Raw genomic sequence first — 14,026 nt, 5'->3', positions numbered from 1 at the left:
CCCGAGCCGATCTGCCGGGGCGGGACGGGGGCGTTCCGCCCGGTCGGGTAATTGCCTTCTCACAAAGCGATCAGGCATCGCTCGACCGGCTCTGGGCCGTGGTCCATGATCGCGCAGCCGCGCTGCTTCCCCGCAATGACGATCTGGCGCTCAAGGCGGATCAGCGCCTACGCTGCGAGCGGGCTGCGGCGACACTGCGTGCGGCGGGCACGGACCCGTTGATCGTTGCGGAGCATCTCCGCGAAGCTCGGACCGGGCTCGCCGCAGTGCTCGGTCTCGATGCGACCGGCGAGATGCTCGATGCACTGTTCGGCCGGTTCTGCATCGGCAAGTGATGTTCCACGTGGAACAACTTTGACGCGATCGTCGCGTCGCTCTACGGCGATGGCATGTTCGATGTAGTGGTGGTTGGCGGTGGCCATGCCGGGACCGAGGCCGCAGCCGCGGCAGCGCGGAGGGGCGCGCGTACTGCGCTGGTGTCGTTCGACGCGCGGCAGATTGGTGCGATGTCATGCAACCCGGCGATAGGCGGGCTTGGCAAAGGCCATATGGTGCGCGAGGTCGATGCCTTTGACGGGCTGATCGGTCGTGCTGCCGATGCCGCAGCGATCCATCACCGGATGCTCAATCGCAGCAAAGGATCCGCGGTCCAGGGGCCGAGGATCCAGGCCGACCGCAGGCTCTATGCAGCGGCGATCCAGGCACAGCTGGCGGCGACGCCGAACCTGTCGATCATCGCCGGCGAGGTCAGCGCGCTGCATCTGGAGGGTGGTCGCGTCGCAGGTGTCGTGCTTGCCGACGGCGCCGTGGTCGCAGCGCGCGCGGTGGTGCTCGCGACTGGGACGTTCCTGGGCGGGCGGATCTTCCGTGGCGATGACCGCGAGGAAGGGGGCCGGATCGGCGAGCGCGCGGCGAAGCCACTGGCGGACCAGCTCCGCGCGCGTGCGCTGCCCATGGCGCGGCTTAAGACCGGAACCCCGCCACGGCTCGACGGGCGGACGATCAATTGGGGCGCGCTTGCCGAGCAGCCCTCCGATCCCGAGCCATGGACGATGTCGCCGATGACGACCGACCGTATCCTGCCGCAGGTCGCCTGTGCGATCACGCGGACGACGGACGAGACGCATGCGATCATCCGCGACGCGTTCCACCGGTCGCCGCTGTTCACCGGCGCGATCGAGGCCGCGGGGCCGCGCTATTGTCCGTCGATCGAGGACAAGGTTTCTCGCTTTGGCGACCGCGACGGCCATCAGCTGTTCCTCGAACCCGAGGGGCTCGACGACGCGACGATCTATCCCAATGGTCTGTCGACGTCCTTGCCCGTCGAGGTTCAGGCAGCGATGCTCGCGAGCATTCCCGGGCTCGAGCGTGTCGTGATGACGATGCCGGGCTATGCCGTCGAATATGATTATATCGATCCGCGCGCGCTCGATACGCGATTGGCGCTTCCCGCGATCGACGGCGTGTTCTGCGCCGGCCAGCTCAACGGGACCACGGGCTATGAAGAGGCAGCGGGGCAGGGGCTGGTCGCCGGGCTCAATGCGGCGGCGCATGCCTGTGATCTCGCACCGGTGATCCTCGACCGCGCGTCGAGCTATCTCGGCGTGATGATCGACGACCTTGTCCTGCAGGGCGTCACCGAGCCATACCGGATGCTGACCGCGCGTGCCGAGTTCCGGCTGTCGCTTCGCGCGGACAATGCCGAGACACGGCTTGGTGGGATCGCGGAGGCGGCGGGATGCCTCGGCACCGCGCGGCTTGCCCATCAGCGCGCGCGTGGCGAAGACCGGGCCCGGTTCCGATCCGCGCTGCACGGCGAACGCACCGCGACCGAGATCGCGGATCAGGGCGTTGCGGTGGGGCGTGATGGCGCGCGGCGGACTGCGTTCGACTGGTTGCGCTTCGAGGGCGTGAAGCTCGCGCATGTCGCGCCTGATGCGGCGATCGGGATCCCGGCGGCGGTGGTCGACGAGGTCGTCGAGGATGCGCGCTACGCCCCCTATATCGAACGGCAGGCGCAGGAGGTCGCGCGGTTGCGTGCGGACGAAGCGATCCTGTTACCCCAGGATCTTGCCTATGATCGGGTCCCCGGTCTGTCGAACGAAATGATCGACCGATTGAGTGCGGCACGACCGCTGTCCTTGGCCGCTGCGGCACGCATCCGGGGCATCACGCCCGCAGCGCTGTCTGCGGTGCTTCTCCATACGAAACGAGTGCCGGCATGACCGAAGACGAAGCACGGACCTGGGTCCTCGAGCGGTTTGGCCCCGTCGCGACCGAGCGGGTTGCGGCGTTCGTCGCGATGGTCGTCGAGGAGGCCGCGCATCAGAATCTGATCGCACCTTCGACGATCCCGACGATCTGGGAGCGGCATGTCGTCGACTCGCTTCAGCTGGTTGCACTCGCGGGCCCGGAGACGGATGCGATGCGCTGGCTCGACATCGGGACCGGAGGTGGTTTTCCGGGCATGGTCGTCGCACTGGTCCGCAATGGGCCGGTCGATCTCGTCGAACCACGCCGGCGTCGCGCGGACTTTCTCCAGCTCTGCGTCGCCAGGCTCGGGCTCGGCGAGCAGGTTCGAGTGCATCCGACCAAGGTCGAGTCCGTCACCGCAACGGCGCGGATCATTTCGGCGCGCGCGGTCGCCTCGCTCGAAAACCTTTTGCGTGGCGCGGCGCACTGCGCCACAACAGAGACGCGGTGGCTATTGCCTCGGGGGCGTCTCGATGAGGCAGAGATCACCGCACTTCAGAAGCCTTGGCACTTTATGTTCCACGTGGAACAAAGCGTCACGAACCCGGAGTCGTCTATCGTGGTTCTGGATCGAGTCCGCGCGCGATGATCACCATCGCGGTCGCCAATCAGAAGGGTGGGGTGGGCAAGACCACCAGTGCCATCAATCTCGCGACCGCATTGGCGGCGACGGGAATGCGAGTGCTGCTGGTCGATATCGACCCGCAGGGCAACGCCTCGACCGGCCTTGGAATCGGCCATGCGCAACGCGTCAAATCGAGCTATGACGTCCTTATCGGCGAAGCGACGATCGACCAGGCCGTGGTGCACAGCCGCGTGCCCCGGCTCGACGTGATCCCCGCGACGGTCGATCTGTCGGGGGCGGAGATCGAGCTCGTCGAATTTGATGCCCGGACGCATCGGCTCGATCGTGCGATGCAGGACTCGACCGGGCATTGGGATATCGCGCTGATCGATTGTCCGCCTTCGCTCGGGCTGCTGACGATCAATGCGATGGTCGCAGCGGATGCGCTGCTCGTGCCGCTCCAATGCGAATTCTTCGCGCTCGAAGGCCTGTCGCAGCTGCTCAGCACGGTCGAGCGTATCCGTCAGCGGTTCAACCCCGGCCTGTCGATCCTCGGCGTTGCGCTGACGATGTATGACCGCCGCAACCGGCTTACCGATCAGGTCTCGGCGGATGTCCGCGCGGTGCTGGGCAAGGTGGTGTTCGAAACGGTCATCCCGCGCAACGTGCGGCTGTCGGAAGCGCCCAGTCACGGACTTCCGGCGCTGATCTACGACCATCGCTGCAGCGGATCGCAGGCGTATATCGCGCTTGCCCGCGAGATGATCGGTCGGCTTCCGGTATCGGCACGGGCAGCCGCGTGAGGGTATTGGCATGAGTGAAGGTACCAAGCGCGGCCGGCCGGGGCTCGGTCGCGGACTGAACGCGCTGCTGGGCGAGATGGCCCGCGAGGCGCCGGTAAGCGCGAGCGGTGATGCGCCGACCAATAGCGGCGTGCGCATGCTGCCGGTCAGTTCGTTGTCGCCGCATCCTGACCAGCCCCGCCGTCACTTTGACGAAGCGATGCTGAGCGAGCTCGCAGCCTCGATCGCTGCACGGGGCTTGATCCAGCCGATCATCGTCCGGCCGCACGGTCATGATTATCAGATCGTCGCGGGCGAGCGCCGTTGGCGCGCGGCACAACGGGCGCGACTGCACGAGGTCCCGGTCGTCGTCCGCGACTTCGACGACGCCGAAACGCTCGAAATCGCGCTGATCGAGAATATCCAGCGCGAGGATCTCAACGCGATCGAGGAGGCGCAGGCCTATCAGCGCCTGGCGGCCGAATATGGCCATACGCAGGAGGTGCTGGCCAAGATCGTCCATAAGTCGCGCAGCCATGTCGCCAATTTGTTGCGGCTGCTCGAACTGCCTGCGCAGGTTCAGTCGCAGGTGGTCGAAGGATCGCTGTCGATGGGGCACGCGCGCGCGCTGCTCGGTTCGCCCGATGTCGAGACACTGGCGGACCAGGTGATCGCCCGCGGGCTTTCGGTGCGCGAGACCGAAAAGCTGGCGCGCGATGCCAAACCGGGCCGGACTCGGTCGGGCGGGGCTGCGGCGACCGCGGCGAACGAGGCGCGGATCCCCGATGCGGATATCGCAGCGCTCGAGCGGCAGCTGGCCGATCTGCTGGGTCTACAGGTGCGCGTTGCGCATAGTGAGACGGGCGGCACGCTGACACTGAGTTATTCGACGCTCGATCAGCTCGACATGGTGTGCCAACGGCTGACGGGCGGGGCGATTTGAACTTCTGGGGGGAAGCGGGTCGCGTCCTCCCCTCCGTTACGTCCGCCTGACGGGGGGAATTTAGCGGGCTTTAGTTTCTGCGCGCGATCGCTTGGGCAAGGGCGACGATGGCGGCATCCGCGACGACCCCGCCGGGATTGCCCGGGGCCATGATCGCGCGTTCGGCGGTGCGGACTCGGGCGATGGCCGTAGCGAGCATCACTGGCGACCAGCGGCGGAGCGACTTGGCGGTCTGTGCCTCGTCGCGGAAGAAGACGCGGTGGCGCTTCATCACCGTATCGACCGACTCGCCGCGATCGATCTCGCCGCGCATCTCGGCCAGCGCGATCAGTCTGCGGACGAGCTGCCGCAGCCACGGGATCGGCGAGGTTCCGGCTTCTTCCAGCCGCGCGAGTTCGGTCCCGAGATCGGCGACACGCCCCTCGATCGCCGCGTCGATCGCCTGACCCATCTCCGCCTCGCCGAGGTCTGCGCCGATCGCATCGAGCGCAGCGTGGTCGAGATCATGCGGTCGTTCGGGGCTCGCGTCGAGATACAGAGCAAGCTTGTCGATCTCGCGCGCGATGACCGCCCGGTCGCCGCCGGTGGTCTCGACGAGGCGGCGCGCGACGCCGGGGGCAGGGCGCAGGCCCTGTTCGCCCGCCATCGTGCTGGCGAGCAGCTCTGCATCGGCGGCGGTCGGCGCGTAGCAGGCGAACGCCATCGCACGCGGCGATTCCAGCGCCAGCTTGACGATCTTCGCACTCGTCTTGACGCTGGGCGCGATCGCGACGACCGGGTTGCCCGCTCGATCGGCGTTCAACAGAGTGGTGAATGCCTCGAGGCTCTCCTCGCCCGCCGACGCTACGCGGACGTGACGCGCGGTGGCGAAGAGCGACAGGGCGGCCGCCTCGTCGGCAAGCCGCGAGGGATCGGATCTGAGCTGTGCGCCATCCAGATCGACACGCTCCGCATCGGGGCCCATCGCCTTGGCGAGCGTGCGGGCGAGGTCGCTTGCACCGGCCTCGTCAGGGCCGTGGAGGAGATAGAGACGGATATCGGGGCCGGGCCTGGCCAATGCGGCGCGGATCTGGTTGGCGCTGGCCTTCACGGGGCCGGCGTGGGGGCCGGCGGGGTCCGCTGCGCATAGAGCGCGATCCGCGCGACGATCTGATCCGCAACGATTCCCGACAGACGTTCCAGCGCGGTATTCTCGGCAGCGATCGTCGCATATTCGGACCGGACGACATCGATGCCGGCGTCGGATCCGGCAGTCGCGTCGAGCAGGACGGTACCGTCACCGATCCTGACGAGCTGATAGCGCGCGCGCAGGATCCGGCGTTCGCGCGACACGCTGTCGTCGCGACGCACGCCGAGGCCGTTGATCTGGTCCTCGAGCCGGATATCGATCCGATACAGCGGCGCAGCGCCGTTCGACGGCAACCGATCGCGGAGCGCGGTCGCCATCAGCCACCCGGACTTGCCCTCGATCGGCGTGATCTCGACTTGGCCGAGCGTGCCGGCAACCGCGCCGCTGCTGCCGCCCGAATAGAGCGGATGTAGCCCGCAACCCGCCAGGCTGGTCGAGAGCAGCAGGGCTCCGGCAAGAAGCGCGTACCGCGTCATGCGACGATGTTCACGAGGCGGTCGGGCACGACGATCACTTTCCGGGGCGGCTTGCCCTCGAGCAGGCGGACGATCTTGTCAGAGGCCAGCGCGGCCGCCTCGACCTCATCCTTCGGCGCGCCCTTGGGGAAGACGAGCGTGTCGCGCAGCTTGCCATTGACCTGCACCGCGATGGTGACCTCGTCATCGACCAGCAGCGCCGGATCGACTTCGGGCCACACAGCGTCGGCGATCAGGCCGTCGTTACCCGCGGTCGCCCAGGCTTCCTCGGCAACGTGCGGCACCATCGGGCTGACGAGCAGCAGCAAGGTCCGGATCGCCTGTTCGCGGTCGGCGGACTGCGGTGCCTTCTCGATTGCGCTGCACAGGCTGTAGAGCCGCGCGACCGCCTTGTTGAACTGCAAGCCATTGATATCGCTCTCGATACCCACTGTCGTCCGGTGGCAGAGCTTGCGCAACGCGATGTCGTCACCCTCGGCGTTGGCGGCACCGTCGGCCTCGATCAGGCGCCAGAGACGCTGGACGAACCGCCACGCGCCTTCGATACCCGATTCACTCCAGGGCAGATCGCGCTCGGGCGGCGAGTCGGAGAGCACGAACCAGCGCACCGCGTCGGCGCCATACTGGTCGACGATCGGCTCGGGATCGACGGTGTTCTTCTTCGACTTCGACATCTTCTCGACACGACCGACGGTGATCGCGTCACCCGTCGCGATCTCGATGCCGTCGCGCACGTCGTCGGGGCCGAGCCAGCGGCCGTCCGCGGACTTGTACGTCTCGTGCGTAACCATGCCCTGCGTGAACAGCCCGGCAAACGGCTCGGCGATGTCGAGCATGCCGATATGCTTCAGCGCGCGCGTCCAGAAGCGGGCGTAGAGCAGATGCAGGATCGCATGCTCGACGCCGCCGATATACTGGTTGACCGGCAGCCACTTCTCCGCGCCCGTCCGGTCGAACGGTTTCGCATCCGGCTGGCTGGCGAAGCGGATGAAATACCACGATGAATCGACAAACGTGTCGAGTGTGTCGGTCTCGCGTCGCGCATTCCCGCCGCAGCTAGGGCAGGGGACATGCTTCCAGGTTGGATGACGATCGAGCGGGTTGCCGGGGATGTCGAACGACACGTCCTCGGGCAGGACGATCGGCAGCTGGTCCTTGGGCACCGGCACCGCGCCGCACGCGTCGCAGTGGATGATCGGGATCGGCGTGCCCCAGTAACGCTGGCGGCTGACGCCCCAGTCGCGCAGGCGGAACACGGTCGTGCCCTTGCCCCAGCCTTCGCCCTCGGCGCGCTCGATCACGACACGCTTGGCGTCCTCAATGTCCATTCCGTCGAGGAAGTGCGAGTTGACGATCGTGCCCGCACCCGTCCAGGCGGTGTCGCCGACGAACACGGGGGCCTCGTCGTCGCCTTCGCTGACGACGCGCTTGACCGGCAGGTCGTATTTGCGCGCGAAATCCAGATCGCGCTGGTCATGCGCGGGCACGCCGAACACCGCGCCCGTACCATATTCCATCAGCACGAAGTTCGCGATGTAGACGGGTAGTTCCCACGTCTTATCGAGCGGATGCGTCGCGCGGATCCCGGTGTCGAAGCCCAGCTTCTCCTGCGTATCGAGTTCCGCCGCGGTGGTGCCGCCACGCTTGCAGAGTTCGATGAACGCAGCCGCATCGGGGTTCGTCTCGGCGATCGCGCGCGCGATCGGATGATCCGCGGCGACCGCGACGAAGCTCGACCCGAACATCGTGTCGGGCCGCGTCGTGAACACCTCGACCGAGTCGATGCCGGTCGCATTGCCCGCCAGCGCGAACTTGAACTGCAGGCCCTGGCTGCGGCCGATCCAGTTCTCCTGCATCAGCTTGACCTTGTCAGGCCAATGCTCGAGCGCGCCAAGGCCGTCGACCAGCTCGTCGGCGAAGTCGGTGATCTTCAGGAACCACTGCGACAGCTTGCGCCGCTCGACCAGCGCGCCCGAGCGCCAGCCGCGCCCGTCGATCACCTGCTCGTTGGCGAGCACGGTCATGTCGACCGGATCCCAGTTGACCGCCGATTCCTTGCGGTAGACCAAGCCTGCCGCGAACAGGTCGAGGAACAGCGCCTGCTCATGCCCGTAATAGTCAGGCTCGCACGTCGCCAGCTCACGCGTCCAGTCGAGCGCGAAGCCCAGCCGCTTCAGCTGCGCCTTCATCGTGGCGATGTTGGCGCGCGTCCAATTGCCCGGATGCACGCCCTTTTCCATCGCCGCGTTCTCGGCGGGCATGCCGAACGCGTCCCAGCCCATCGGATGGAGCACTTCCATGCCCTTCATCCGACGGAAGCGCGCGAGCACGTCCCCCATCGTGTAGTTGCGGACATGCCCCATGTGGATGCGCCCCGACGGATAGGGGAACATCTCGAGCACGTACGAGCGCGGCTTGGTCGAAGAATCGTCAGCGGCGAACGTGTTGCGTTCGTCCCAGACCTTCTGCCACGCCGCGTCCGCCTTCAACGCATTGAAACGCGACGCCATGATGTCGTCCTCAGCCCGCGATCGAGGCGCGACGCAGGTCGCGGGCCTTGGTCAGGATGATGTCCTCGAGCTTCTGCGTGGTCGCCGCCTGGACGGGTGCGGACACCCACTGGCCGTTGCGGTTGATCTCGCGCAGTGCCGCGACGCGGACGGCATCGGCGCGCAGGTCCTGGTCGAGGATCGATACCGTTACCTTCATCCGCTCGGCCGGGGTCTGCGGGTTGACGTACCAGTCGGTGACGATGACGCCGCCATTGGAGTCGGTCTGAAGCAGCGGCATGAAGCTCAGCGTGTCGAGCGTCGCGCGCCAGAGATAGCTGTTGACGCCGATCGTGGTGATCTTCGACGCGGCCAGATCGGCCTTGGGACGGGCGCTGCCGCCGCCGCACGCAACCAGCGGCAGAGCGGCGAGAACCACGAGGGCGGTACGCGGGCGGAACATCGGCATCATCCTGGCAATAGATCGTCGTCAGCCTCTACAGGGCGGGCCTGCTACCCGCAAGGATGGGGTGGGCGTCTGCAATTCGTCCGGCAACCACGGCGTTCGACCTGTTCTGTGTGTCTGATGCAACACCTTCGGATAATCATTAGGTGCGGATAGCTGACGAGGATCGATCTGTGTTAGCTGCCGTTCAGCGAAGGAATCGTAACAAGATTCGTCTATAAAAGATTCGCAGGGAGTTGTTATTTTGGTCGCCAAGCGCGTGATGGTCGGGATGTTCGCCGGAGTGGCTGCTGCCGCTGCGGTCTTCGTCGCGCCCGCGTTCGGCGCCTCCGAACAGCAGGTCCGCATCGCCAAGCGCCCGGCGCTGTCGGTGCGGGGCACGGGCGGCTTCACCCCATCGGCGGCGGATCCCCGGCTTGCGGCGCTGTTCGCGCGCGGCGGCTTCGATGCCGGCAGCTTCCGCTTCACCCCGGCCGAAACGCGTCGCGACAATCGTGCCGTCACCGTCGCTGTCCGCGCGCAGACTAACCGTGGTATCGATACCACGCGTCTCGCGACCAGCACCGCGCCGACCGTCGGATTGGCGCCGATCGCGTATAATCTGGGCATGTCGGTCGGCTGGAAGCGGTTTGCGGTGTCGGGCGATCTGGCACGCGTCGATCTGGCCGGGATGCCGGGCAGTCGCAGCTCCGCCGATGTCGCGGTCAGCTATGCGGGCAAGCGGTTCACGGGCAGCGTCAAGGCTGCGGCGGATCGTCCGCTCGCCAATACGCCGCGTCTCGTCGAGGATGCGCCGAGCTATTCTGTCGATCTCGGCGGATCCTATTCGCTTACGCGCAACATCGATGTGACCGCGGGCGTCCGCTATCGGTCGGACCGTGAGCGGTTCGTTCGGCTCGAGGACGATCGTCGCGACAGCCAAGCTGTCTATCTCGGGACTGCCTTCCGCTTCTGATCCGGGCGCAGCATGACCGGCGGTGAGCCGCGAATTGCCCCCATCACGTCCACGCATCGATCGCGGCCCAGCCGTGAAAGCCCAGCATCCTGAGTCGCCGCCACCGTGCGGCGGTCATGCCGCCCAGCGCGATGATCGGCAGGCCGAGCCCGCGCGCAACCCGCATAGCAGCCGCGGGACCGATCGCTGGCGCCCCCGGATGCGACCGCGTCGGATAGATCGGCGACACGAACAGCGCGTCGGCACCGGCCCGCGCGCCGAGCATCGCCTCGCGCCGATCATGCGCGGGCCAGGTCCGCAAGCTCCCACCGCGGCCGGCGCCATGCACGCCGTCGATCCCGGCAAATCCGGGCCGCGCGACCACCACCAGCCGTCGTGCCTGCGCGATGCGGCGGATGCGCAGCGCCAGCGCCCGACGCTGCGCCGGGGGCGTCTGATAATGGCGGATCACGACCCCCGATCCGGGCGGAATACGCTGCAGCGCATGCCATAGTGCATCGCCCATCCGCTCGTCGGTCATCAGCCAGAGGCGCGGGACGGGGTTTCGGTGCGGCATCTTGCTGCCTATAGCGCCCCGCATGACAGACACGAACGGCATGACCGACGAAACCGACCGCGCGCAGCGCCTGGCCGAGATCCGCGCGCGGATTGCCAAGGCTGCCGAGATTGCCGGTCGCAAGCCCGAGGACGTCGCCTTGATCGCGGTGTCGAAGACGCATCCGGCGGCGGCGATCGAACCCCTGCTCGAACAGGGTCAGCGGATATTCGGCGAGAATCGCGTCCAGGAAGCGGCGGACAAATGGCCATCGCTCAAGGCGCGATACCCCGACGTCGTCCTGCACCTGATCGGGCAGTTGCAGTCGAACAAGGCGGCGGATGCCGTCGCGTTGTTCGACTGCATCCATGTCGTCGATCGTCCGTCGCTGGTCACGGCGCTCGGCAAGGCGATGCGCGAGAGCGGGCGGCGCCCCGACTGCTATCTCCAGGTGAATATCGGTGATGAGCCGCAAAAGGGCGGCTGTGCGATCGCCGACCTGCCCGCGCTGCTCGACGCGGCCCGCGCGGCCGACCTCCCGGTTGCGGGGCTGATGTGCCTGCCTCCCGCCGACGTCGAGCCTGCGCCCTATTTCGCGCTGCTGGCAAAGCTTGCGCGCGATTGCGGGCTGTCGGGGCTGAGCATGGGCATGTCCGACGACTTCGAGACCGCGGTGACGATCGGCGCGACGCATGTCCGGATCGGCAGCGCGCTGTTCGGCGCGCGGGGGCATCGCGCATGACCGGCGCGGTCCGGTTCGACGCGCTGCTGTTCGATTTCGACGGGGTGCTGATCGACAGCGAGGCGCTCGGCAACCGCCATATCGCCGAATGGCTGACCGCGGCAGGGCATCCGATCACCGCGGAGGAGTCGATGGCGAACTTCATGGGGCTTGCCGGGCCGCAGTTCGTCGACGCGATCGAGCGCTGGATCGACCGGCCGCTGCCCGAGGCGTTCTACGCGGCGCGCAAGGCGGAGGACGACCGCGTGATGGCCGCCGGTATCGATGCGATCGCGGGTGCGGTCGCCTTCGTGCGCGCCTTGCCGGCCGATCTGCCCAAGGCGATCGTCTCGTCGAGCCCGACCCGCTGGATCGCGCGGCACCTCGACCATATCGGCCTGCGCGACGCGTTCGGCGATCATCTCTACAGCGGCCGCGAGCATGTCACGAACGGCAAACCTGCGCCTGATCTCTATCTGTATGGTGCCGAACGGCTGGGCGTCGATATCGGCCGGACCGCGATCCTCGAGGATTCGCCGGTCGGCGCGACCGGCGCGGTGGCCTCGGGCGGCTATGTCATCGGACTGTCCGCGGGGTCGCATTGCGGGCCGGACCACGGCGCGCGGCTGAAGGCGATCGGCGTCGATGCGCTGGCCGACGATTTCGAGGCGGTGGCGCGCGTCCTGCGAGAGGGGGCCTAGGCCCGCCGCCTGCGCAGGATCGCGCCGACGCCCGCCACCAGGTCATAGGGGATCGCCGCAGCCTCGCGTGCGCGCATCTTGATCTGGTAGCGGCGGCTGCCGCCATGCGGGACGTGGATCGCGCTGGCGGGCATCCCCAGCATCGCGAACAACATGCGGATGCGCGGCTGGTGATAGCCGTCGGTGCAGATCATGCACTGGGCATACTGCCCCGCGCGGGCGAACCGGGTCGCTGCGACCACGCTCTGCAGTGTATCGAGACTGGCTTCGTCGAGGTGGATCCGCGACCGATCGACCGTTTCGGCCAGCCGGTCGGCCATCACCGACGCCTCCGACGGACCATGACGGCCGATCGCGCCCGAACAGAACAGGTCCGCCTCGGTATAGCGCGCTGCCGCCGCTGCCGCGAACGCGATCCGTCGCTCGAGCGTCGGGCTCGGGCTGCCATCCGCACGCACCGCGGCGCCGAACACGACGATCAGCCGCCGCGAGGGAGGTATATCGATCAAAGCTGATGTCCGGTGCGGTCGCGCTTGGTCGCGAGATAGCGGGCATTGTGCGGATTGGCGGGCAGCGCATGGGGGACGCGCTCCGCCACCGTCACACCAGTCGCCTCGAGCCCGGCGACCTTGGCCGGATTGTTGGTGAGCAGCCGGACCCGGTTCTGGCCGAGCAGGCTCAGCATCCGCGCGGCAACGCCGAAATCGCGTGCATCGATCGCGAAGCCCAGCCGGGTATTGGCGTCGACCGTGTCGAACCCCTGATCCTGCAGCGCATAGGCGCGCAGCTTGTTGACCAGGCCGATGCCGCGCCCCTCCTGACGCAGATAGAGCAATATGCCCCAGCCGCTGTGCCGGATCGCGTGGATCGCGGCGTGGAGCTGCGGCCCGCAGTCGCATTTGAGGCTGCCGAGCACGTCACCGGTCAGGCACTCGCTGTGCAGCCGGACGAGCGGGGCATCGCCGTTCGGCTGCCCGATCAGGAGGGCGATGTGTTCATCGGCGCTTTCCGGCGAGCGGAAGGCGACGATCTCGGCATCCTCCGCGCCCTCGACCGGCAAGCGTGCGCGGGTCGCGATGACGAGCCGGGTCGCATCCTCATGCGCATCGATATCGGCGGCGGTCGCGATCGCCTCGGGCGCGCCGCTGCCCAGGAAGAAGGCGGGCAACAGCCCGGCGATCCGTGCGAGCCGCAACGCCGCCGCGGCTGCGTCGGGATGCGGGACGGGCAGGGTGCGGAACGGACCCTTGAGCGGCGTCGCGAGGTCGAACTGCGGGTCGGCAAGCGCGGTCGCGGCAGGAAAATCGATCCAGGGCGCGCGATCGACCAGGACGGGGGCGGTCGGGTCGGCCGCCTCGAGCTGATTGGCGAGCTTCAGCGTCACCGCCCGTCCAGACGAGATCAGCACGCCGCCGGTCGCCGGTGGATCGAATGCCGCGAGCCGGTCCGCGTCCGCCGTCTCGACCGCGAGCAACGTCAGTCCGTCGATCGCGATCGGCCAGCCGCGGCGCAGGGCATCGACCGCGCGGGCCGCGGCGCGCGGATTGGGGCGATCGCTCAAAAGGCGAACTCGGTCAGGATCGGGATATGGTCGGAGGGCTTGAGCCAGCTGCGGCACGGCTCGAAGACGTGATGCGCGATCGCGGCCTCCGCGGCCGCGCCCGTCGCCCACATGTGATCGAGCCGCCGCCCGCGATCGGACGTCGCCCAGTCCTTCGCGCGGTAGCTCCACCAGGTGAACAGCCGCGCAGGGGCGGGATGGAAGCGGCGGCCGAGATCGACCCAGTTTCCCGCTGCCTGGAGCCGGGCCAGCGCCTCGACCTCGACCGGCGTATGGCTGACGACGTCGAGCAGCTGCTTGTGGCTCCAGACGTCCGCCTCAAGCGGCGCGATGTTGAAATCGCCGACCAGGATCGTCGGGCCGCTTAGCGTTTCCGACCAGCGCGTCATCCGCTCCAGAAAGTCGAGCTTCTGGCCGAATTTCGGATTGGCGTCGCGGTCGGGCACGTCG

Annotated in this window: 15 protein-coding genes and 1 pseudogene; 8 read left to right on the top strand and 8 right to left on the bottom strand. The window is 67.7% G+C overall.

Annotated elements, in window-relative coordinates:
• The 5 genes and pseudogenes from sphsw_RS19425 to sphsw_RS12440 all read left to right on the top strand — a co-directional run.
• A pseudogene (locus tag sphsw_RS19425) lies at positions 1-335 on the top strand (tRNA uridine-5-carboxymethylaminomethyl(34) synthesis GTPase MnmE); the annotation flags it as partial.
• A 54-nt stretch (positions 336-389) separates the two neighbouring features.
• Complete coding sequence (mnmG, locus tag sphsw_RS12455) at positions 390-2,225, top strand: tRNA uridine-5-carboxymethylaminomethyl(34) synthesis enzyme MnmG (protein WP_031440900.1); 1,836 nt, start codon at positions 390-392, stop codon at positions 2,223-2,225.
• Positions 2,222-2,842, top strand: a complete 621-nt coding sequence (locus sphsw_RS12450; protein ID WP_031440899.1) for a 16S rRNA (guanine(527)-N(7))-methyltransferase RsmG — start codon at positions 2,222-2,224, stop codon at positions 2,840-2,842. The genes mnmG and sphsw_RS12450 overlap by 4 nt, the downstream gene beginning before the upstream one ends.
• Positions 2,839-3,621, top strand: coding sequence for a ParA family protein (locus sphsw_RS12445; protein ID WP_031396158.1), 783 nt, complete (start codon positions 2,839-2,841; stop codon positions 3,619-3,621). The genes sphsw_RS12450 and sphsw_RS12445 overlap by 4 nt, the downstream gene beginning before the upstream one ends.
• Before the next feature lie 10 nt (positions 3,622-3,631).
• Positions 3,632-4,543 carry a ParB/RepB/Spo0J family partition protein gene (locus sphsw_RS12440; RefSeq protein WP_031440898.1) on the top strand — a complete coding sequence of 304 codons (912 nt, stop codon included), beginning with the start codon at positions 3,632-3,634 and terminating at the stop codon, positions 4,541-4,543.
• A gap of 70 nt (positions 4,544-4,613) precedes the next feature.
• On the opposite strand, the gene holA is transcribed toward sphsw_RS12440, so the two are convergent.
• Genes holA through sphsw_RS12420 form a run of 4 tightly spaced genes read right to left on the bottom strand, consistent with a single transcriptional unit; the run spans position 4,614 to position 9,100 of the window.
• A complete protein-coding gene (holA, locus tag sphsw_RS12435; protein WP_031440897.1) occupies positions 4,614-5,633 on the bottom strand; it encodes a DNA polymerase III subunit delta in 1,020 nt (339 codons plus the stop codon).
• A complete protein-coding gene (gene lptE / locus sphsw_RS12430; protein ID WP_031396161.1) occupies positions 5,630-6,148 on the bottom strand; it encodes an LPS assembly lipoprotein LptE in 519 nt (172 codons plus the stop codon). Before lptE ends, holA begins: the two co-directional genes overlap by 4 nt.
• On the bottom strand, positions 6,145-8,658 hold the full coding sequence (gene leuS / locus sphsw_RS12425) for a leucine--tRNA ligase (protein WP_031440896.1): 2,514 nt from the start codon (positions 8,656-8,658) through the stop codon (positions 6,145-6,147). Before leuS ends, lptE begins: the two co-directional genes overlap by 4 nt.
• A 10-nt stretch (positions 8,659-8,668) precedes the next feature.
• Positions 8,669-9,100: a DUF3576 domain-containing protein gene (locus tag sphsw_RS12420; protein WP_031396163.1), complete on the bottom strand. Its 432-nt coding sequence runs from the start codon at positions 9,098-9,100 to the stop codon at positions 8,669-8,671.
• 247 nt (positions 9,101-9,347) lie between these two features.
• On the opposite strand from sphsw_RS12420, the gene sphsw_RS12415 reads away from it, so the two are divergent.
• Positions 9,348-10,058, top strand: coding sequence for a hypothetical protein (locus sphsw_RS12415; protein ID WP_234387526.1), 711 nt, complete (start codon positions 9,348-9,350; stop codon positions 10,056-10,058).
• 43 nt (positions 10,059-10,101) lie between these two features.
• Here the strand turns inward: sphsw_RS12415 and sphsw_RS12410 are convergent, their stop codons facing one another.
• Positions 10,102-10,614, bottom strand: coding sequence for a thiamine phosphate synthase (locus sphsw_RS12410; protein WP_031440895.1), 513 nt, complete (start codon positions 10,612-10,614; stop codon positions 10,102-10,104).
• A 22-nt stretch (positions 10,615-10,636) separates the two neighbouring features.
• On the opposite strand from sphsw_RS12410, the gene sphsw_RS12405 reads away from it, so the two are divergent.
• Both sphsw_RS12405 and sphsw_RS12400 read left to right on the top strand, forming a co-directional pair.
• On the top strand, positions 10,637-11,335 hold the full coding sequence (locus tag sphsw_RS12405; RefSeq protein ID WP_235188386.1) for a YggS family pyridoxal phosphate-dependent enzyme: 699 nt from the start codon (positions 10,637-10,639) through the stop codon (positions 11,333-11,335).
• A complete protein-coding gene (locus sphsw_RS12400; RefSeq protein WP_031440893.1) occupies positions 11,332-12,015 on the top strand; it encodes an HAD family hydrolase in 684 nt (227 codons plus the stop codon). Before sphsw_RS12405 ends, sphsw_RS12400 begins: the two co-directional genes overlap by 4 nt.
• Here sphsw_RS12400 and sphsw_RS12395 read toward each other — a convergent pair.
• From sphsw_RS12395 to sphsw_RS12385, 3 genes are all read right to left on the bottom strand, one after another.
• Positions 12,012-12,524 carry a YdcF family protein gene (locus sphsw_RS12395; protein WP_051916637.1) on the bottom strand — a complete coding sequence of 171 codons (513 nt, stop codon included), beginning with the start codon at positions 12,522-12,524 and terminating at the stop codon, positions 12,012-12,014. The genes sphsw_RS12400 and sphsw_RS12395 overlap by 4 nt on opposite strands.
• Positions 12,521-13,576, bottom strand: a complete 1,056-nt coding sequence (gene ribA / locus sphsw_RS12390) for a GTP cyclohydrolase II (RefSeq protein ID WP_031440892.1) — start codon at positions 13,574-13,576, stop codon at positions 12,521-12,523. The genes sphsw_RS12395 and ribA overlap by 4 nt, the downstream gene beginning before the upstream one ends.
• Positions 13,573-14,026: endonuclease/exonuclease/phosphatase family protein (locus tag sphsw_RS12385; protein ID WP_031440891.1), on the bottom strand; the 454-nt coding region annotated here is incomplete at its 5' end. The genes ribA and sphsw_RS12385, both read right to left, overlap by 4 nt.

The organism is Sphingomonas sp. FUKUSWIS1, from assembly GCF_000733135.1.
In the GTDB taxonomy this organism is placed as follows: Bacteria; Pseudomonadota; Alphaproteobacteria; order Sphingomonadales; family Sphingomonadaceae; genus Sphingomonas; species Sphingomonas aerolata.
The sequence above is the reverse complement of the archived record's forward strand: the minus strand, read 5'-3'. Positions and strand labels throughout refer to the sequence as shown.

Coding starts and splice junctions, on each gene's coding strand:
- sphsw_RS12400 (WP_031440893.1), top strand. CDS start 11,332: ATGACCGGCGCGGTCCGGTTCGACGCGCTGCTGTTCGATTTCGACGGG.
- sphsw_RS12405 (WP_235188386.1), top strand. CDS start 10,637: ATGACAGACACGAACGGCATGACCGACGAAACCGACCGCGCGCAGCGC.
- sphsw_RS12420 (WP_031396163.1), bottom strand. CDS start 9,100: ATGTTCCGCCCGCGTACCGCCCTCGTGGTTCTCGCCGCTCTGCCGCTG.
- sphsw_RS12445 (WP_031396158.1), top strand. CDS start 2,839: ATGATCACCATCGCGGTCGCCAATCAGAAGGGTGGGGTGGGCAAGACC.
- leuS (WP_031440896.1), bottom strand. CDS start 8,658: ATGGCGTCGCGTTTCAATGCGTTGAAGGCGGACGCGGCGTGGCAGAAG.
- lptE (WP_031396161.1), bottom strand. CDS start 6,148: ATGACGCGGTACGCGCTTCTTGCCGGAGCCCTGCTGCTCTCGACCAGC.
- sphsw_RS12450 (WP_031440899.1), top strand. CDS start 2,222: ATGACCGAAGACGAAGCACGGACCTGGGTCCTCGAGCGGTTTGGCCCC.
- sphsw_RS12410 (WP_031440895.1), bottom strand. CDS start 10,614: ATGCCGCACCGAAACCCCGTCCCGCGCCTCTGGCTGATGACCGACGAG.
- sphsw_RS12440 (WP_031440898.1), top strand. CDS start 3,632: ATGAGTGAAGGTACCAAGCGCGGCCGGCCGGGGCTCGGTCGCGGACTG.
- mnmG (WP_031440900.1), top strand. CDS start 390: ATGTTCGATGTAGTGGTGGTTGGCGGTGGCCATGCCGGGACCGAGGCC.